Below are 18,852 nucleotides of genomic sequence, written 5' to 3'. Positions count from 1 at the left end.
GCAGCGCGCCAAATCTTCCGAATCCTCGAGCACCCACCCGCTTGACCGAACATAGGAGCGTCCCCCGCTAGTCGCGCCGGAACAGCTCCGCGAACCGGTTGGCGGTGTCGAAGGCGACCGTGCGACCATTTGCGGCCACTCGTCGCAGCGGCCCGGGCGGCTCCGGCAGTCGCACCGTGACGACGTCGCCGCGTGTGACCTGACCGGGCACGACGACATCCGCGTACACGCCGAGATAGCGGTCGGCGGTGGTGGCGACGGCGCGGGTCAGTCGTTTGTCGAGCGGTAGATCGACGTGCTCCCGGCTGGGTACGACACATCGAACGGTGCGCATCACGACGTGCAGCCGGACGGTACCGAACTCGATGGTGGCTGCGGGCCAAGCGGATTCGGGCAATCCGTCGTCGGCGCCACCAATCAGGATGTTCGGGCGGAAGCGACGTGGGTCGACGTGGTCGTCGCCGAGTGTCTCGGCGATGGTGGCGACGCTGGACTCGGTGAGCAGGTGGACCGGGCACAGGTCGACGAAACTTCCCGGCGGCGTGGCGTTTCGGGTGAGAGTGGCCAACGCCCGGGCATTCATGTCGGAGATCTTCGGTAGCCGTTCGTCCGGGGCGATCCCCAGATCACGGGTCAGAGCCCGCGGAGTGAGCGTGCCGATCCGTTCGCGCCAGGGCAACCGGTGGGTATGCGGATCATCCGGAAGCGAGACGAGCCGGACGTCGCGGTCCAGCGCCGCCGACAACACGTCGTGGATGTCGGGATCGTCGCTGTGGTGATCGACGCCGGACGGGTCGGTGATGATCACCGGCGGCACCTGCCCGGGCCCCGAATTCGGCTCGGGCGCAATCGGGTAGCGTGCCCGGAACCGCAACAGGGCTGGTAGTCGGCGGGCGGACGCGGTGGTGTTGCGTTCCACGTCGTGCACCGCCCAGAGCCGATCGCCGCGCACGCCGCGACGATCGATCGCGAGGGTGTCGAGAGCCTCTCCGCCCATCGACTTGACCGGATGACGCCAGAGACCGGTCACCCTGATCCCACGGTTGTCCGATGTGGGCATCGGCCTCACCCCTTCGCTGCTGCCGCGGCGAGATCACGGCACGCGTGATCTCGCCGGTCCGACGTCGAATCCCGGCTCGGGCCATCGACCCTGATCCGTGAGGATATCCCGATCAGCGTGCGGGAAGAGGTTTCGGTCAGAGCCAGCGGGGTGGCGGGACGTCGTCGGGATTGGCGATCCCGTCGGTCGAGCGCCCGCACATCCACCCGACGACGGCGGCAAGGGTGCCGATGACCTGCGAACGCGCACCATCGAATGCGGGGTCGACATCGGTCGGCGCCCCGTCGTCGACGACCAGCCGGAGCCGACCACCCGCGGACTGACGCCGCCACGCCCCGAGCACGTCATCGAACAAGCTGACGAGGATCGGTTCGCCGAAACCGTCGAAGGTCGCACCGGACCCGAGGTCCACCGTGTGGATCCACACCTCACGGGTGCGCATCCACGCGGTCTCCGACGCCGCGACGGTGCGTCCCTGAATGGTGCGGACCGGGAAATCCCAACGGTCGGCGGCCAGGTGTCGCCAGCCTTCGTCGAGCCGGGCGGCGGTGTGATCGAACAGGTTCCGCAGCGCGGCTGCCGAAAGTGTTGCACCTTCTTCGATCTCGGTGTTGCGCTGTTGCGCCGACGGATACATCGGGGTCTCGACCCCGGTACTCGCCCAGGTCACGAGATTCGTCAGCGCGGCGGCGTTGTAGCCGACATGGGCGACGAGGTGTTTGCGCGACCATCCCGGCAGAGACGACGGCTCGTCGAGGTCGCCGTCGGAGATGCCGGCGAGATGCCGGGCGAACCAGGACGTTCCCTCGCGCGCGATCGTCAATCGCTCGTCGAGCGGCAGCTCACCGAATCCGACGTGAGAAGTGTTGTCCGACATGATCGCCACGTTACCGCTACTTGACAACGGTCTTGTTCCGCACGGTTCCGAGACCGTCGACGGTGACCTCGACGGTCCGACCGTCGCCGATGTAGCGGGCAGGCTTACGGGCGTGTCCGACGCCTCCGGTGGTGCCGGTGATCACCACATCGCCCGGATTGAGCGTGACGATGTGGGAGATGTATTCGACGAGTGGGGCGGGCTTGAAGACCAGGTCGTCGGTGGTCGAGGCCTGCATGACCTCACCGTCGAGGCGGGTCTCGATGCGGCTGCCGAGCTCGTAGTCGGTGTCGAGCCATGGGCCGAATCCGCTCGACTTCTCGAAGTTCTTGCCCTGATCCCATTGCAGGGTGCGGTACTGGTAGTCGCGCATGGTGTAGTCGTTGATCACCGAGTAGCCGGCGATGTGGGCGTCGGCGTCCGCGGCGGCGACCTGATAGGCCTTGCGGCCGATGACGACGGCAAGCTCGGCTTCCCAGTCGAGCTGTCCGGCAGCGTAATCCGGGACCACCACGTCGTCGTAGGGGCCGGTCAACGCGTCGGCGACCTTGAGGAACAAGGTCGGGTACTCGGGCAGGTCGCGTCCCATCTCCTTGATGTGCGAAGCGTAGTTGAGTCCGACGCAGAACATCTTGCCGGGCGCCGGGACCACCGGCGCGTAGTCGGCGTCGTCGAGGGAGACGGTGGGGCCGGTGGCGTTCGCGGCCACAGACTTCCAGTCGTCGGCCGCGAGGAGCGCTCCGAGGTCGGTGTAGCCGTCGATGACGGTGGCGGTGGTGTCGTCGACGCGGACGGCTGCGGTGGTGCCGTCGATGCGCAGGGTGGCGAGTTTCATGTGGGTCTCCTTGGCATTGTTGTGGTTTCGGGGTCTCGATACGCGTCGGGCTCGCGGGCTCGCTCGTCGCTACTCGACCGGCGGGTGGGGTGGTGTGGTGGGGTCGCTCGTGGCTGCTCGGCTGGCGGGTGGGGTGGTGTGGTGGGGTCGCTCGTCGCTACCCGGCCGGCGAGTGGGTGGTCAGTGGTGGATGTGGGTGCGGTCGAAGTGCAGGCGCTCCATGATCGGGGCGTCGGAGAAGGCGAACAGGTCGATGCCGGAGTCGGAGGCCAGCGACCACGGCACCCATGACGGCACCACCACGAGGTCGCCCTTGGCGAGGGTGGTGGTCTCGTCGCCGAGGGTGATGTCGCCGTCGCCGTCGAAGACCTGGAACACCGACGATCCGACGTCGCGGCGCACCGCGGTCCGCGAGCCTGCGCGCAGCCGGTGGAACTCGGCCCGGATCGTCGGCATGACGTCGCCACCGGTGGTCGGATTGGTGTAGCGCACCGCTGCGTGCCCGGGTTCGACGGTGGCGGCGTGCCCCTGTTCCTCGAGCGAGAGCTGTTCGCGCAGAGCGGCATCCGTGTGTTCCCACCGGTAGGCGGCGATCGGGGAACTGGACTGGGCGTCCAATCCGATCAGCGGGCGCAACCCGGGGTGGCTCCAGAGGCGCTCGGAACGCGAGATGCTTGGCGTCGACTCGTCGGTCACGCCATCGGAACCGAACTCGAAGAAGCCGGTGTCGCTGTAGTGGACGAACGGGATGTCGAGGCCGTCGACCCACACCATCGGATGGTCGGTCTCGTTGTGGTGACCGTGGAAGTTCCACCCGGGGGTGAGCAGGAAGTCGCCGCGTCGCATGGCGACCGGGTCGCCGTTGACGACGGTCCACACACCTTCGCCCTCGACGACGAACCGAAAGGCGTTCTGGCTGTGACGATGCTCGGGTGCCGTCTCGCGCGGACCGAGGTACTGGATCGCGGCCCACAGTGTCGGGCTCACATACGGGCGGCCGCCGAGGCCCGGATTCGCCAGTGCGATCGCCCGGCGTTCACCACCGCGACCCACCGGGACCAGACGGCCGGCCTGTTCCGCGAGCGGCAGCAGCGCGTTCCATCGCCACACGTACGGGACTGCGGCCGGCGACGGCGTCATGGGCATGAGATCGCCGAGTTGCGTCCAGAGCGGGTTCAGATGCGCGGCCTCGAACGAGGCGTACAGGGAGTCGAGGGCTGCCTGCTCGGATTCGGGGTCGTTGCCGTCGGGCGATCGTCCGGCCGGGTTGCTGACGGTGCTGGTCATCATCGATCTCCAAGGTCGGTGTGGCGGAGCTCATGGATGCGGGTCAGCGTATGGGTGGGCAGCGATCGCACTCGACAATCTTCTTGACAGCAGAAATCTAAGTCGACGGTGCTGTGAGCACGCGGATACTGCAGGCAACCGCGGGTGCGTGGAGGTGCCGCGTGTGCGGTCCGGCATTGGCCTCGCGCCCTTGTCAGGGCTCGATGTCGGCGATCTCGATCTCGATCTCGCGGACGCACCGCCGCAATTGGCCGATCAGAGGTCCGCGGATGTGCTGCTCGTAACGGTTCGCCGGCACCGCGACGGTCACCGCGCCGACCGCGTCGCCCTTGCCGTTGTGGATCGCCATGCCGAACGCCGCCACACCGTCCTCGGACTGCTCGAGGTTGATGCCTAGCCTGCTGTCGCGAACGCCGCTTAACTGTCGCCGGAACTCGTCGAACTCGGCACGCGACAGTCGTGAATCGGTGTCGTCGGGGTCGTCTTCCCGATCGGGCCGCAGGTAGAGCTGTGCCAGCACACCCTCGTCGAGTTCGGCGAGCAACGCTCGACCGCCCGCGGTGCGGTGTGCATCGAGGACCTGGCCCTGCCGGTCGCCGACGCGCAGGATCGACGGCGCCTGCACCGAGTAGAGGAAGCGGGCCTGGGTTCCCACGCGGATGACCAGATTGGTGGTCTCACCACTGCGTGCGGTGAGCGCCTCCATGTACGGCCGTACCCGATCGGTGAGATCTCGAGTCCAACCCTGCCGCGCCGGACCTGCGCCCATCGCCGGCCCGGGATGGTAGCGGCGGTGCTCGTCCTGGACCGCGAATCCGCGGTAGACGAGCATCGCGAGAAGTCGGTGCGCCGTCGAGTTGGCGACGCCGAGTTCGGTGGCCGCGTCGGACAGCCGCAGCGCCCCGACGTCGCGCAGCATCTCGAGGAGTCGTAGCGCGTTGTCGACCGAGGTGATGGTGTACGACGGCCGCTCGATCACACGTTTCTGCACAACAGAACTGTATTGCCTCGGTCTTGTGGTGTCCATCACCGTGTTCTCCGTGACCGCCCGGCGACGGCTGTGCTCGCGGTCCGCTCTCAACCCCGATTCATCCACAGTCAGGAGCGCGCGATGTCGTCTCTTTCCCAGTCCAGAGTCCTGATCGCGGGCGGCGGCATCGGCGGTGCGGCGGCGGCCCTCGCGATGGCGCGCAAGGGCGCATCGGTCACGCTCTTCGAGAAGTCCGCGGAATTCGGTGAGGTCGGTGCCGGGCTGCAGATCGGTCCGCACGGTTCCCGCATGCTCGAGGCATGGGGTCTGCTCGACGCGGCTCTGGCCCGCGGTGTGCTGCCCGGCAATCTCGTGTTCCGCGACGCCGTGACGAGTGCCGAACTCACACGGTTGAACCTGGGGGCCGAGTTCCGAGCGCGGTACGGCGGACCGTATTTCGTCATTCACCGCAGCGATCTGCACGCGCTGCTCATCGAGGCGGCCCGCGCGGCCGGTGCCGAGTTGCTCACCGGGCAGACCGTCACCGACGTCGTCACCGAGCACAGCCGTGCCGTGCTCAGCACGGCCGACGGCGTGGCGCACGAGGCCGACGTGGTGCTGGCCATGGACGGGCTCAAGTCGCGGCTGCGCGCCAAGATCTCCGACGACGAGCCGGTGGCGTCCGGCTACGTCGCCTACCGTGGAACGTTTCCGATGAGCGAGGTGCCCGAAGGCGAGGGCATCACCGACGTCGTCGGCTACATCGGGCCGCATTGCCACTTCATCCAGTACCCGCTGCGTGGCGGCGCCATGCTGAACCAGGTCGCCGTGTTCGAGTCGGACGGCTACCGGCAGGGGCTGCAGGAGTGGGGCGGGCCAGACGAATTGGCGCACGCCTACGACCACTGCCATCCGACGGTGCAGTCGGCGACCGATCACCTGTGGAAGGACCGCTGGTGGCCGATGTACGACCGTGAGCCGATCGAGAACTGGGTCGACGGCCGGATGATCCTGCTCGGCGACGCCGCCCACCCGCCGCTGCAGTATCTGGCGTCGGGTGCGGTGATGGCGATCGAGGATGCGAAGTGCATCGCCGACTACGCGGAGGAACACCTCGAGCTCGGCGGTGTCGACGCCTGGGATCGCACGCTGGCCGCGGTCAACGCCGAACGGGCTCCGCGCTGCAATCGCATCCTCACCACGGGCCGGATGTGGGGCGAGTTGTGGCACCTCGACGGCACCGCGCGGATCGCGCGCAACGAGCTGTTCCGTACCCGTGACACGTCGAGCTACAAGTACACCGACTGGTTGTGGGCGTACTCGAGCGATCGCGCGCGTGGAGCCCGGCCGGTGGCATCCTCCGTCTGACCGCACGGGGCCGACGAACCATCACGGGGCCGACGAACCATCACGGGGCCGACGAACCATCACGGGGCCGACGAACCATCACGGGGCCGACGAACCATCACGGGGCCGACGAACCATCACGGGGCCGACGAACCATCACGGGGCCGACGAACAATGCTGCCCGCGCCGGAGAACCGGCGCGGGCAGCGATGCGTGGATGGCTGAGCTGGACTCAGACGGTGTCGGTGCTGTGGTCCTCGGTCGTGGAGGCGGCGGTGGTGGTGGTGGTGGTGGTGGTGGTGTCGACGGCCTTCTTGGCAGCCCGACGACGTCGATACCACTCGATGAACATCGGTGCCACCGACAGCAGCACGATCAGGATGAAGATCGGCTCGATCAGCTTCTGCACGATCTCGAAACCGCCGAGCCAGTAGCCCAGCAGCGTGATGCCCGCGCCCCAGACGATGGCGCCGACCACGTTGTAGACCAGGAACACGCCGAACTTCATCCGGGCGGCGCCCGCGACGATGGGCGCAATGGTGCGGACGATCGGCACGAAGCGGGCCATGAAGATGGTGATCGGCCCGTGCTTCTCGAAGAAGTCGTGCGCCTCGGTGAGGTAGCGCTCCTTGAGGAAGCGGGCGTCGGGTTTGAACATGCTCGTGCCGAGGTAGCGGCCGATCCAATAGCCGATCTGCCCGCCGATGATGGCGGCGATCGGGATGAAGATGAGCAGCTGCCACAGGGAGGCGAACTTGTCGATGCCCTCCTTGCCACCTGCCGCCACGACCATGCCGGCGACGAAGAGTAGTGAGTCACCGGGCAGCACCGGGAAGAGGACTCCGGACTCGATGAGGATCACCAACAGCAGGCCCCAGAATGCCCAGGCTCCGAACCAGGAGAGGACGTTGATGGGGTCGAGGATGCCGGGCAATGCAACCGCGGTCGTCGTGGTCTGGGCGAGGGCGGATTCGATCACGGAAGCCAAGGGTACCCGGCAAAGCTGTAGAAACGCTTACCGCCGCCGCACCTGCGGAAATCGGACATATCCGTCGCAGGGTCGATCTCACCGCCGCAAACGCGCGACCGCGTATCGATCCGGCCGCGTGGGGCTCGGATGCTCGCGCCCGACTATCGGAAGTGCCACGCGCGGCGGCGCCCGACGCGAGAGAATCTGAGCATGAGCGAATTCAACGACTGGAACAACCAGATCATCGACGAGTTCCGCGCCAACGAGGGGCGCGTCGGCGGCAACTTCGAAGGCGCCCCGATGCTGCTCGTGCATCACGTGGGCCGTAAGTCGGGCAAGCAGAGCGTGACACCGATGATGTACCTGCCCGACGAGCAGGACCCCGACACGATCTACGTGTTCGCCTCCAAGGCCGGCGCCCCGACGAACCCTGCGTGGTACTTCAACCTCACCACCGCGGCCCGGGCAACGGTCGAACGTGGCACCGAGACCTACGACGTCACCGTCGACGAGGTGACCGGAGCCGATCGGGATCGCATCTACGGCGAACAGGCCCGCCTCTATCCGGGCTTCGCCGACTACGAGAAGAAGACCGCAGGCGTCCGAACGATTCCGGTTCTCGCGCTGCACCGCGCATAAGGATACTCCGGGGCGACACCGCGGCGACGTGACGTCGGGTCCGTGCTGCGCCATCGCACGGCGGTGCGGGGCGTCACGCCCAGCGCGATGGGGTGACGGGGCACATCCTTCCGGTCCGGTACCTGCCATACTGTCTGCGACCTGGCAACCCGCTCGAGCGGGAGATACCCCAACGGTTGGAGGACTCGGCGATGCCCATCGCAACCCCAGAGCAATACGCGGAAATGTACGAGAAAGCGAAAGCGGGGGGCTATGCGTTCCCGGCGATCAACTGCACCTCGTCGTCGACGATCAACGCGGCCATCAAGGGCTTCGCGGACGCCGGTAGCGACGGCATCATCCAGTTCTCCACCGGTGGTGCGGAGTTCGGTTCGGGCCTCGGTGTGAAGGACATGGTGACCGGTGCCGTGGCGCTCGCCGAGTTCGCACACGTCGTCGCAGCGAAGTACGACGTGACCATCGCCCTGCACACCGACCACTGCCCCAAGGACAAGCTGGACACCTACGTCCGTCCGCTGCTGGCGATCTCGCAGGAGCGTGTGGACGCGGGCAAGAACCCGCTGTTCCAGTCGCACATGTGGGACGGCAGCGCTGTCCCGCTCGACGAGAACCTGACCATCGCGCAGGAACTGCTCGCCAAGGCTGCGGCCGCCAAGATCATCCTGGAGTGCGAGATCGGTGTCGTCGGTGGTGAAGAGGACGGCGTCGAGGCGGAGATCAACGACAAGTTGTTCACCACCCCCGAGGACTTCGAGAAGACCGTCGACGCGCTCGGCGCCGGTGAGAAGGGCAAGTACCTGCTCGCCGCGACCTTCGGCAACGTCCACGGCGTGTACAAGCCCGGCAACGTGAAGCTGCGTCCCGACGTGCTGAAGACCGGTCAGGAGGTCGCCGTCAAGAAGCTCGGTCTCGCCGAGGGTGCCAAGCCGTTCGACTTCGTCTTCCACGGCGGTTCCGGCTCGCTGAAGAGCGAGATCGAGGAAGCCCTCAGCTACGGCGTCGTGAAGATGAACGTCGACACCGACACCCAGTACGCGTTCACCCGTCCGGTTGCCGGGCACATGTTCGCGAACTACGACGGTGTGCTGAAGATCGACGGCGACGTGGGCAACAAGAAGACCTACGATCCGCGCGTGTGGTCGAAGAAGGCCGAGACCTCGATGTCGGAGCGCGTCGTCGAGGCGTGCACCGACCTGAAGTCGGTGGGCAAGTCCATCACTGCCTGATCTCGAACTCGACGCCGACGGCACCCGATCACTGATCGGGTGCCGTCGGCGTTTTCGTGGTTGCTGTCGGCGGGATTCCGGTTGCTGTCGCGGGTCAGAGCGTGGCGAGACCGACGATGACGCCGATGGCGAGTGCACACATGATCACCGCTGCGATCACCACGGCGGGGTCCACGCGACGACGTTTCGGCCGCGGCCGTCGCACGGTCTGTGTCTGCCACTGTCCGCGATTGCCCCGCTGCACGCGCAGCGGACGGGTGGCCGGCTCGAAGTAGACGGGTGCGTCGGGCTCGGGCCGGTGCAGCTGGTCGGTCGGTTGTGTTTGCGGGGGCGGGGAGTGCGGATGCGGACGGGGGCCAGCGGTCACTGCGGAGTGCACACCTTCCATTCGTCGCCGTCCTTCTGCACGTTGATGGTCACCGTCTGCGGTGCATCCGGATTCCCGCTGTGGATCGCCGACACCTCGACGACGGCCTGATCGCCGCCGTCGGTGACCTTGACCGCCTTGACGTTGCTGATCTGCACGAGTTCGTTGCGGCTCTTCTGGCCCGCGTAGATCTTGGCGAAATCGGCGTCGCTGATCGTCGAGTAGAACTCGTGACGCTCGCCGCAGGTGACCGACCGGAGAGTCTCCAGATCGCCGGTGTACAGCGCCGACGAGAATTCCTTCGCCGCGTCGGCGGCCTCATCGGCCGGAGCCGCGGGTCGCATGTTGAGGAATGCGAACACGCCGCCGATCACGACGACCACCAGGACCACCGCCGCAGCCCCGAGTAACCAGGGCATGCGCCGCCGCTCGGTGCCCGGCGTCTTGGACTTCTTGTCCTTGCCGGGGATGACCTCGGGAGTGTGATGGGTGGTCGACCAGCCCTGTGCCGCGGTGGTGGTGGCACCACCCGCCGCAGCTGCGCCGGCGGGTCCGGGAGCTGCCGCGACCTGGGTGGTGGTGGCGTCACCGTCGTCGGTGTCGGTCGGCGACGACGTCCGCGGGCCGGCGGCCGCGAACGCGACGGTCTTCTCGTCGTCGCTCTCGTCGCCGTCACGCTTTCCGGCCAGAGCGGCGCCGGCTGCCGCGGATGCGCCTGCGGCAGCGACGACCCCGGTCATCTTGGTCGTCGTGTCGTCGGCTGCCTGCTCGTCGTCGGCCTGCTCGTGGCCGGCGGGTGCGTCGGAGTCGTCGGCAGGTGCGTCGTCGGGAACGGTGTCGTCGGCGACGGTGTCAGGCGTTTCGTCGGCCTCGTCGGAAACCCCTGCCGCCGAGTCCTCTATGGCCGACTCCTCTGCGGACTCGTCGGCGCCGGTCTCCGAGTCGTCCGTCGCGTCGTCGTCGGCGCTGATGGAGTCGAGGTCTTCGAGTCCGGCGGGGTCGGGCAGATCGTCGCGGCTGATGGTGGTGGTGGCCGAGTCGCTCGGACCGATCCCGCCGCGCGGCGTCGGCGGGGCCGGGGTGGCATCGTCGGTCGAGTCATCTCCGGTCGAGTCATCGTCGCCGAGGGCGTCGAGGTCTTCGAGCGACTCGAACTGGCTGGGGTCGGGGAGGTCTTCGCGGCGGATCACCTTGGTGGCCGAGTCGATTCCTCGTCCACCACGGGGACGCGGACGAGGCGTCTCGGTGACCGCAGCGGCGGCCTCGGTCTCGGCTTCTGCGTTTCCGGCAGCGGTGTCACCGGATTCGGTGTCCGTTTCCTCGGAGCTCGTCGTCTCGGTGTCTGTCTCCTCGGTGTCCGTCTCGTCTGTGTCCACCGTCGCGTGATCGTCGGCGACGGTCTCCTCGGACTCATCGTCGGTGCCCGCGTCCCGGGTCTCGCTGTCAGCGTCGGTCCCGACGTTCGCGGCCGCGGCGTCGACGGACTGGGTGTCGTCGGATTCGGCCTCGGGGGAGTCGTCACCGTCGGCGTCGTCGGCATCGGCCGTGTCGTCGGCGTCGGCGTGGTCGGAGCTGTCCGATTCCGCGGAGGTGTCCGTGTTGTCGGATTCGCCTGTGCCGCTCGTGGTGTCGGACGACTCGGGGTCGTCGCCCACCGGGTCGTCGCTCACCGGGTCGTCGCTCTGGGTGTCGTCGTCGCTGAGGGTGTCGTCAGCGGTGTCGGCGTCGGGGGTCGACGAGGTGGAGTCGAGGCGCTCGAACTTCTCGGTCGCGTCGTCGGTGGCATCACCGGTCGAAGCGTCGGGCGTCGTGGCGTCGGCCGCGACGTCGTGGTCGTCCGATGGCGAGTTCGCCACACCATCTTTGTTCGTCGCGTCGGTCACCGCTGCCTTGTCGCCCTTCGTGTTGTCGACCCAGGAGTCGTCGGGACCCCGTCGGCCGGACTGTGCCGTGCGTTGCTCGCCACGCCCGCGCCACGCCGAAATTGCGCGTCCGACCAGCGATTCCCTGTCGCCGGATGATGGAGGCATCGTGGTCTACACCCCGCCTTCTCGAAGTAGTGTGGCTGCCTACCGGAGGCGTAGATGCCGAGTCCGGTGCGTTTCGTGGCCGATCGCGCCATTCACCCTAGCGAATCCCCGCGCGGATACAGCACTCCGCGGGCCATTCGTGATCTGGACCCGGTTCGGGGGAACGCGTCGCCGACAATCGGCTGTGTGCGCCGCGGTGATGCTTGAATGGAACGGTGACTTCTTTCGGAGACTTGCTGGGGCCGCAGCCGGTACTGCTCACCGGTGACGACGAGGCCGAATCAGAGCTGCTCAACGGTGCCGACGCCGCCGCGATCGCGGCCGCACATCCCACTGCGTCGGTCGCGTGGGCACAGTTGGCCGAGACCGCGCTCACCGCTGCCGGAGAGCCTGCGGACACGGGGAAGGTGATCGAGGCATACGCCTACGCCCGCACCGGCTACCACCGTGGCCTCGATCAGCTGCGCCGGCACGGGTGGAAGGGGTTCGGGCCGGTGCCGTGGAATCATGAGCCGAACCAGGGCTTCCTGCGGTGCGTGGGTGCACTCGCGCGTGCCGCCGACATCATCGGTGAAGAAGACGAGCACCTGCGCTGCCTCGACCTGCTCAACGACAGCGACCCCACGGCGATCCAGCACCTCGGACTGGCTTGACCGACTGGCTGCGCCGACGGCTGAACTCGTTGCCGCCGCCGGTGCGGCGACGTGTTCGGCGACTCTGGCTGTCGCTGGTCCCGATCACCCAGTGCGCTCTGGCCGCCGGCCTCGCCTGGTGGATAGCGGTGCACGTGTTCGGCCACCCCCAACCGTTCTTCGCGCCCATCGCGGCGGCGATCTCGCTCGGTCTGTCGCTGACGAAACGGTGGCGACGCTCGGTGGAGTTGGTCGCCGGGGTGACCATCGGGATCCTCATCGGGGACCTGATCATCTCCTGGATCGGATCGGGAACCTGGCAGATCATCGTGGTGGTGGCGCTGGCCATGGCCGTCGCCGTCTTCCTCGACAACGGTCCACTCATCCCGATGCAGGCTGCGTCGTCGGCGGTGCTGGTGGCCACGCTCCTGCCGCCGGGCGGGATCGGCGGATTCCATCGGGCCATCGATGCGCTCATCGGTGGTGTGGTGGGGCTCGCGGTGGGTGCCCTGTTCCCGGTCAACCCCGCGCATCGCGCGCGACGAGACGCCGCGGGTGTGCTCGCCACCTTGCGTGACGCGGCGCGAACGCTGGTCACCGGTGCCCGAGAGATGGACTACGAGACGGTCGACGCCGCTCTAGAGTCTGCCCGTGGCACACAGGAGGCCATCAACACGATGCGAGCCGACATGCGTGGCGGGCAGGAGGTGAGCACCATCTCGCCGCTGTACTGGAACACACGGGAACGGTTGCAGCGCATCGCGGCCACCGCCGACCCGATCGACAACGCAGTCCGCAACTTCCGCGTCATCGCCCGGCGGGTCCGCGGGATGACGCATCGCGGCGAACATCTGCGCCCCGAGATGATCGAGATCATGGCGGAGTTGGGGGAGGCCTTCGAGGTCTTGCGCGCCATGATGATCGCCAATCCGGGCGAGGAGCCCGATCAGGCCGACGCGGCCCGGGTGTTGCGCACCATCGCGCGCAAGGCGAAGGCCGAACTCGTCGCCGACAGCAGCCTCTCGGAGACGGCGGTGATGGCCGAACTGCGCTCGCTGGTCATCGACATGCTGATGATCACCGGGCTGAGCAGGTCGTCGGCCGTGGCCACCCTGCGCTGACCTCCGCCCGGCGACCGTTCGTCGACTCGGATCTGCAGGTCAGAGCGCGGACCGCCACCCGGTCCGCCCCGCGGATCCCACCTCCACCGCGCGTCGTGCCACCCGACTCTTGTCATATATGCGAAAACACGCATATATTGGCGTCAAATGGGCCACTCACACGGACACGCGCACGATGCATCGACCGAATCCGCCGGCAATCGGCGGATCTGGCCGATGGGTCTCGCCGTGGTCATCATCGGTGGATATTTCGTCATCGAGCTCACCGCCGGTCTCATCGTCGATTCGTTGGCGCTCATCGCCGACGCCGGGCACATGCTCACCGATGTGGTCGCCCTCGCGATGGGCTTGGTCGCACTGCTGCTGGCCAAGCACGGCTCCGCCACCGACGATCGAAGCTTCGGCTGGCACCGCGCGGAGGTCTTCACCGCCGTCGCCAATGCCGTCCTGTTGATCGGCGTCGCGGTGTTCGTGCTCTACGAGGCGATTCGTCGGATCGGGACCGATCCGCAGGTGCCCGGGCTCACCCTCATCGTCATCGCGCTGATCGGATTGCTGGTCAACATCGCGGTGATGATGCTGTTGCGCAGCGACTCGCGGGCATCGATCGCGGTGCGCGGGGCCTACATGGAGGTGCTCGCGGATGCGCTGGGCAGCGTAGGCGTCCTCGTCGCCGGGGTCGTCGCGCTGACCACCGGCTGGGGCTATGCCGACATCGTCGTCGCCGTGCTCATCGCGCTCTGGGTGGTGCCCCGGGCCATCCGGCTGGCGATGGATGCGTTGCGCATCCTCAACCAGCAGGCCCCCGCACACGTGGACGTGGAGTCGTTGCGCGCCGAACTCTCCGCGATCCCCGATGTGGATGACGTCCACGATCTGCACGTCTGGTCGCTGACCACGGGAATGGACGTGGCCACCGTGCATCTCGGGTGCAGATGCGCCAGTCGTGACATCCTGCCCGCCGCGCAGCAGGTGCTGGCCCGGCACGGGCTCGAACACGCGACCATCCAACTCGATCCCGACGACGCCAAGGACCGCTGTCGCGACGAACTGCGGTGGTGAGACGGCTCTCGTCTAGCGCCAGAACACGAAGAGGTTCCAGCCGTAGGACGCCAGCGCGCTCGGTAGGCCGGACAGACCGAACAGCCAATAGATCAGATCGAAGAACGCCCGGTTGAGCGCCGGGATGAACAGCAGCGCGAAGACGATGAGGAATCCGTACGGGGCGATCTTGTTCATCGACGCGCGGGTCTGGTCCGACAGGTACGGCTCGATTGCGCCGTAACCGTCGAAACCCGGGACCGGGATGATGTTCAGCACGGCGGCGGTGATCTGCAGGAACGCCAGCATCGACAACGCGGCCCAGAGGTTCAGCCCGTCGGAGAGGTAGAGGACGTTCGACGACGAGTCGAATCCCGTTGTGCCATAAGGCTCCTGTGCGGCGAACCGCACGATCGCCAGCAGCACCGCGCCGAGGATCGCGTTGGTCAGCGGGCCGGCCAGGGACACCATGGTCCGCTGTGCGCGAGTGAAGCCGTACTGGTTGACGTACACCGCCCCGCCGGGAAAACCGATGCCGCCCAACAGGATGATCAGCAGAGGCAATCCGATGGACAGCCCGGGATGGGTGTAGCGCAACGGGTTCAGGGTCAGATAGCCGCGCAGTTCTGTGTTGCGGTCGCCGAAGCGGAATGCCGTGACGGCGTGCGCGAACTCGTGCAGACACAGTGAGATGACCCAGCCGGCCAACACCAGCAGAAGGGTGCCGCCGACGGATTCGAGGTTGCGGCCGGGCGCGGAGCCCGCGACGATCCAGCCGCCGACCACAGCGACCACGACGAGACCTACGAACAGCGGTCCGGGGCGTACGGCGCGCAGGATCTCGCGTGCGCCGGGACGTGTCGTCGACGCGCTCACGGACGCACCAGCTTCAGATCGACGTGATGCCGGTAGTAGGTGGATCGTTTGACGACCCGCGGATTCACCACGCCCTCACGTTCGACGACGATGTTGGTCCCGCCGGTCTGGGCGGCGCGTCCCCGATACCAGCGGCCCGGCAGCAGGAGCCGTTCGACCTGCGCCCGCACGCCGGGACCGTCGACGGTCGGCTCGATGATGACGCTGCGCACCTCACCGGTGAACAGCCGGTCGTTGTCGACGTAGGTCTCGCCGTGCAGTTTCGCGCCGTCGGCACCCAGGTGCCGGGCGCGGCCGACCACCACGGTCGCCGCGTCGTCGCGGATCAGTGGAACGGCGTGGGCGGTCCCGTGTTCGGCGAGGTCACGGGCGGCCGGACCATGGGGCAGACCGTATCGTCGGGTCGCGGTGGTCGCCTCCGCGGACACCAGGGCGATCTCCACATCCAGACGTTCGACGGCCATCATCGCGGCCACCACCTGCGCGAGAAAGAGGTCCGTCTCGTCGGCGAGGGTGGGCGCGACCCGCTCGGCCACCCTCGGCTCGACGACGAGGCGGGTGACATCGGGATCGGTCAGCGCGCTCGCGACGGCTGAGCGGACAGCCTGCTTGTCGTCGGATGGTGTGGACTGGGAGAGCAGTGCGAACGACACGTCAGCCAGAGTATCCAGCGGCGGATCGTCGGGGCGGTCGGCTGGTGGTCGCGCGCCGATGGTCGGCTCCGGCTGTCGTGTTGCGCGCTCGACGGCCGCGGGGCGGGAGTGGGGACCTCGCTCGCGGTGGGCGTGGCCAACCGAGGCCGAAAGCGAGGACCGCACGCGGGAGCGGGTAGTGGGACGACTCCGGGCCGACTGACCAAGTAGGGTTGGTCTGTTGTTCAGCGTGCCAACTCAAAGGAGTAACCGACAATGGCCGCGATCGTGCTGATCGGCGCCCAGTGGGGTGACGAGGGCAAAGGCAAGGCGACCGACCTCCTCGGAGGGAAGTTGCAGTGGGTTGTCCGCTACCAGGGTGGCAACAATGCCGGCCACACCGTGGTCCTGCCCAACGGGGAGACCTTCGCCCTGCACCTCATCCCGTCGGGCATCCTGACCCCCGGCGTCAAGAACGTGATCGGCAACGGCGTCGTCGTCGACCCGGGCGTGTTGCTCGACGAGTTGGGCGGTCTCGAGGACCGCGACGTCGACACCAGCGGTCTCCTGATCTCGGCGGACGCACACCTGCTGATGCCGTATCACGTGGCCATCGACAAGGTCACCGAACGCTTCCTCGGCAACAAGAAGATCGGCACCACCGGTCGAGGCATCGGCCCCTGCTATCAGGACAAGATCGCCCGCGTGGGTGTGCGCGCCGCCGACGTGCTCGACGAGAAGATCCTGACGCAGAAGGTCGAGGCCGCGCTCGAACTGAAGAACCAGATCCTCGTCAAGATCTACAACCGCCGCGCGCTCGATCCGGCGCAGGTCGTCGACGAGGTGCTCGGTCAGGCCGAGGGCTTCAAACATCGCATCGCCGACACCCGGCTGCTGCTCAATCAGGCACTCGAAGCCGGTGAGACGGTGTTGCTCGAAGGCTCGCAGGGCACCCTGCTCGACGTCGACCACGGCACCTACCCGTACGTCACGTCGTCGAATCCGACCGCCGGTGGTGCGGCCGTCGGTGCAGGTATCGGCCCCAACAAGATCACCACCGTCCTGGGCATCCTCAAGGCCTACACGACCCGTGTCGGGTCCGGTCCGTTCCCCACCGAACTCTTCGACGAGTGGGGTGCCTACCTGGCCAAGACCGGCGGCGAGGTCGGCGTGACCACCGGTCGTGCCCGTCGGTGCGGATGGTTCGACGCGGTCGTCGCCCGCTACGCCACCCGTGTCAACGGCATCACCGACTACTTCCTCACCAAGCTGGACGTGCTGTCGAGCCTGGACCGTGTGCCGATCTGTGTGGCCTACGAGGTCGACGGCGAACGTGTCGACGAGATGCCGATGACCCAGACCGGTTTCCACCACGCGAAGCCGATCTACGAAGAGATGCCCGGCTGGTGGGAGGACATCTCGAACTGCAAGCGGTTCGAGGACCTGCCGAAGAACGCGCAGGACTACATCCTTCGGCTCGAAGAGCTTGCGGGAGCGCATATCTCGTGTATCGGTGTGGGCCCCGGTCGCGATCAGACGATCGTCCGGCGCGAGATCGTGTAGTCGGGGCTGGGCTCTGGCTTGGTCTTGTCTCGTCTGGTCGGTAGGCGCGGTGCGTCTGCTGTCGCGGCTCTCGCCTGACCATCTGCGATCACGCGGACCTTCCGGGCAAATCTGTGTGAAGCTCCACTCAGATTTGCTCGGACGGTCCGCGTTTGCGTTCCGGTGGCACCGATCGCGGGCGCGGTGCGTCTAACCACCATGGAGTTCCCGACGGATCGACACGGACTGATCCACCGTTCCGCTGCCCTCACAGTCGGTCTCACCGACACCGACCTCGTCCGTGCCTGTCGCCGAGGCGATCTGACCCGCGTGATCCGTGGTGTATACGTGGCGTCGTCCCGGCGGACACCCGAGGAGGTGCACCGCCTCCGCGCCATCGCATCCGTGCAGATGGAGCAGGTGGACCGGGTGCGTTCGGTTGTGTCGCCGGTTCGGTCGGAGCAGGTGGTGGTCGACAGTGACGCGGCCGTGGAGGTGGGGGCCGGCGTTCGGGCAGCCATGTCGCGGACCGTGCTGAGTCATCAGTCGGCGGCGGCCGTGCACGGGCTGTCGATGCTCAAACCGAACTTCCGACGAGTGCACTTCACGACGAGGGAGAAGTCGGGCGGCTACCGGACCCCGAGTCGTCACGTACACGTGGGAGGTGCCGACGACGTCGTCGAGACCGACGGCATTCGAATGACGTCGTTGGCGCGGACCGCTGTCGACGTCGCATGCAGCACCACGATGGGTTTCGCCGGTGCCCTCACCGTCTTCGACTCGGCGCTCCGGCTCGGCGCCGACCGCGAAGCGATGGGCGAGATGCTGCGCGGCAGGCGAAAAGGCGTCGGGGTCGCACGTCGCGCGCTTCATCATGCCGACGGCCTCGCGGAGAATCCCGGTGAGTCATGGAGTCGCGCACAGATGATCGAGGCAGGATTCCCGGTTCCGCGTTTACAGCACGAATTCTTCGACGGTGCAGGCGATTTCGTGGCGCGTACCGATTTCGACCGGTCGGGTCTGCTGGTCGGCGAGTTCGACGGAAAGGCCAAGTACCGCAAGAACCTTCGGCCGGGCGAGACACCGCTCGATGCACTGCAGCGGGAGGAGGAGCGTGAGGATGCTCTGCGTCGGCTGGGGATCATGGTGATCCGGTGGACCTGGGACGACCTGGAGCACGGGCGGCTGGTCGGGATGATTCGCGACTGGTTGGTCCGTCTCCGTCTCCTCGCCGCCTGACCGCCCTCGTCGCCGCTTCGTTGCGCCCTGTCGCGAGGCGACGGCCCGCTGCACCTGGCGCGAGGGCGCGGAGGTTCCAGGCAAAGCTGTGTGTTGCTCGTCGGTTGCCAGGATGGTGGTGAGACACCTCGTGGCGGTGGGCGTGGGGATGGAGTAGACGT

General features: G+C 67.3%; 18 protein-coding genes. 8 read left to right on the top strand and 10 right to left on the bottom strand.

Going from position 1 to position 18,852, the window contains the following annotated elements; all coding sequences use genetic code 11:
* Nucleotides 1-67: 67 nt before the first annotated feature.
* The 5 genes from AAFP35_RS25975 to AAFP35_RS25955 all read right to left on the bottom strand — a co-directional run bounded on the left by AAFP35_RS25975 (nucleotide 68) and on the right by AAFP35_RS25955 (nucleotide 5,086).
* The gene (locus AAFP35_RS25975; protein WP_419224579.1) at nucleotides 68-1,060 is read right to left on the bottom strand and encodes an MOSC domain-containing protein; all 993 of its coding nucleotides are present in this window, start codon (nucleotides 1,058-1,060) and stop codon (nucleotides 68-70) included.
* Nucleotides 1,061-1,196: 136 nt separating this feature from the next.
* Complete coding sequence (locus AAFP35_RS25970) at nucleotides 1,197-1,937, bottom strand: maleylpyruvate isomerase family mycothiol-dependent enzyme (protein ID WP_419224578.1); 741 nt, start codon at nucleotides 1,935-1,937, stop codon at nucleotides 1,197-1,199.
* Nucleotides 1,938-1,953: 16 nt separating this feature from the next.
* The gene (locus AAFP35_RS25965) at nucleotides 1,954-2,772 is read right to left on the bottom strand and encodes a fumarylacetoacetate hydrolase family protein (protein WP_419224577.1); all 819 of its coding nucleotides are present in this window, start codon (nucleotides 2,770-2,772) and stop codon (nucleotides 1,954-1,956) included.
* Nucleotides 2,773-2,952: 180 nt separating this feature from the next.
* Entirely contained in the window at nucleotides 2,953-4,059 is a 1,107-nt protein-coding gene (locus AAFP35_RS25960) for a cupin domain-containing protein (RefSeq protein WP_419224576.1), read from the bottom strand.
* A gap of 193 nt (nucleotides 4,060-4,252) precedes the next feature.
* Nucleotides 4,253-5,086, bottom strand: a complete 834-nt coding sequence (locus tag AAFP35_RS25955) for an IclR family transcriptional regulator (protein WP_419224575.1) — start codon at nucleotides 5,084-5,086, stop codon at nucleotides 4,253-4,255.
* An 84-nt stretch (nucleotides 5,087-5,170) separates the two neighbouring features.
* Here AAFP35_RS25955 and AAFP35_RS25950 point away from each other — a divergent pair, with 84 nt between their 5' ends.
* Nucleotides 5,171-6,397: an FAD-dependent monooxygenase gene (locus tag AAFP35_RS25950; protein ID WP_419224574.1), complete on the top strand. Its 1,227-nt coding sequence runs from the start codon at nucleotides 5,171-5,173 to the stop codon at nucleotides 6,395-6,397.
* 211 nt (nucleotides 6,398-6,608) lie between these two features.
* Here the strand turns inward: AAFP35_RS25950 and AAFP35_RS25945 are convergent, their stop codons facing one another.
* On the bottom strand, nucleotides 6,609-7,355 hold the full coding sequence (locus tag AAFP35_RS25945) for a DedA family protein (protein ID WP_419224573.1): 747 nt from the start codon (nucleotides 7,353-7,355) through the stop codon (nucleotides 6,609-6,611).
* A 201-nt stretch (nucleotides 7,356-7,556) separates the two neighbouring features.
* Between AAFP35_RS25945 and AAFP35_RS25940 the strand changes: the two genes are divergently transcribed.
* Together AAFP35_RS25940 and fbaA are read left to right on the top strand one after the other, a co-directional pair.
* Entirely contained in the window at nucleotides 7,557-7,985 is a 429-nt protein-coding gene (locus AAFP35_RS25940; protein WP_419224572.1) for a nitroreductase family deazaflavin-dependent oxidoreductase, read from the top strand.
* 191 nt (nucleotides 7,986-8,176) lie between these two features.
* Entirely contained in the window at nucleotides 8,177-9,211 is a 1,035-nt protein-coding gene (fbaA, locus tag AAFP35_RS25935; protein WP_419224571.1) for a class II fructose-bisphosphate aldolase, read from the top strand.
* A 94-nt stretch (nucleotides 9,212-9,305) separates the two neighbouring features.
* Here the strand turns inward: fbaA and AAFP35_RS25930 are convergent, their stop codons facing one another.
* Complete coding sequence (locus AAFP35_RS25930) at nucleotides 9,306-9,578, bottom strand: hypothetical protein (protein ID WP_419224570.1); 273 nt, start codon at nucleotides 9,576-9,578, stop codon at nucleotides 9,306-9,308.
* Nucleotides 9,575-11,608, bottom strand: coding sequence for a hypothetical protein (locus tag AAFP35_RS25925; RefSeq protein ID WP_419224569.1), 2,034 nt, complete (start codon nucleotides 11,606-11,608; stop codon nucleotides 9,575-9,577). Before AAFP35_RS25925 ends, AAFP35_RS25930 begins: the two co-directional genes overlap by 4 nt.
* A 215-nt stretch (nucleotides 11,609-11,823) precedes the next feature.
* Here AAFP35_RS25925 and AAFP35_RS25920 point away from each other — a divergent pair, with 215 nt between their 5' ends.
* The 3 genes from AAFP35_RS25920 to AAFP35_RS25910 all read left to right on the top strand — a co-directional run bounded on the left by AAFP35_RS25920 (nucleotide 11,824) and on the right by AAFP35_RS25910 (nucleotide 14,423).
* Nucleotides 11,824-12,261 (top strand): DUF3151 domain-containing protein, encoded by a 438-nt coding sequence (locus AAFP35_RS25920; RefSeq protein ID WP_419224568.1) that lies wholly within the window; start codon nucleotides 11,824-11,826, stop codon nucleotides 12,259-12,261.
* Nucleotides 12,258-13,361, top strand: a complete 1,104-nt coding sequence (locus AAFP35_RS25915) for an FUSC family protein (RefSeq protein ID WP_419224567.1) — start codon at nucleotides 12,258-12,260, stop codon at nucleotides 13,359-13,361. The genes AAFP35_RS25920 and AAFP35_RS25915 overlap by 4 nt, the downstream gene beginning before the upstream one ends.
* Before the next feature lie 147 nt (nucleotides 13,362-13,508).
* Nucleotides 13,509-14,423 carry a cation diffusion facilitator family transporter gene (locus AAFP35_RS25910; protein ID WP_419224566.1) on the top strand — a complete coding sequence of 305 codons (915 nt, stop codon included), beginning with the start codon at nucleotides 13,509-13,511 and terminating at the stop codon, nucleotides 14,421-14,423.
* 12 nt (nucleotides 14,424-14,435) lie between these two features.
* On the opposite strand, the gene AAFP35_RS25905 is transcribed toward AAFP35_RS25910, so the two are convergent.
* Nucleotides 14,436-15,278: a site-2 protease family protein gene (locus AAFP35_RS25905; RefSeq protein WP_419224565.1), complete on the bottom strand. Its 843-nt coding sequence runs from the start codon at nucleotides 15,276-15,278 to the stop codon at nucleotides 14,436-14,438.
* Nucleotides 15,275-15,931, bottom strand: coding sequence for a hypothetical protein (locus AAFP35_RS25900; RefSeq protein WP_419224564.1), 657 nt, complete (start codon nucleotides 15,929-15,931; stop codon nucleotides 15,275-15,277). Before AAFP35_RS25900 ends, AAFP35_RS25905 begins: the two co-directional genes overlap by 4 nt.
* Nucleotides 15,932-16,186: 255 nt before the next feature.
* On the opposite strand from AAFP35_RS25900, the gene AAFP35_RS25895 reads away from it, so the two are divergent.
* Together AAFP35_RS25895 and AAFP35_RS25890 are read left to right on the top strand one after the other, a co-directional pair.
* Nucleotides 16,187-17,473 carry an adenylosuccinate synthase gene (locus tag AAFP35_RS25895; RefSeq protein WP_419224563.1) on the top strand — a complete coding sequence of 429 codons (1,287 nt, stop codon included), beginning with the start codon at nucleotides 16,187-16,189 and terminating at the stop codon, nucleotides 17,471-17,473.
* Nucleotides 17,474-17,671: 198 nt separating this feature from the next.
* Entirely contained in the window at nucleotides 17,672-18,691 is a 1,020-nt protein-coding gene (locus AAFP35_RS25890) for a hypothetical protein (protein ID WP_419224562.1), read from the top strand.
* The last annotated feature ends 161 nt before the right edge of the window (nucleotides 18,692-18,852 follow it).

Origin of the sequence: Gordonia sp. CPCC 206044, from assembly GCF_048537895.1 — a bacterium.
In the GTDB taxonomy this organism is placed as follows: domain Bacteria; phylum Actinomycetota; class Actinomycetes; order Mycobacteriales; family Mycobacteriaceae; genus Gordonia.
The sequence above is the reverse complement of the archived record's forward strand: the minus strand, read 5'-3'. Positions and strand labels throughout refer to the sequence as shown.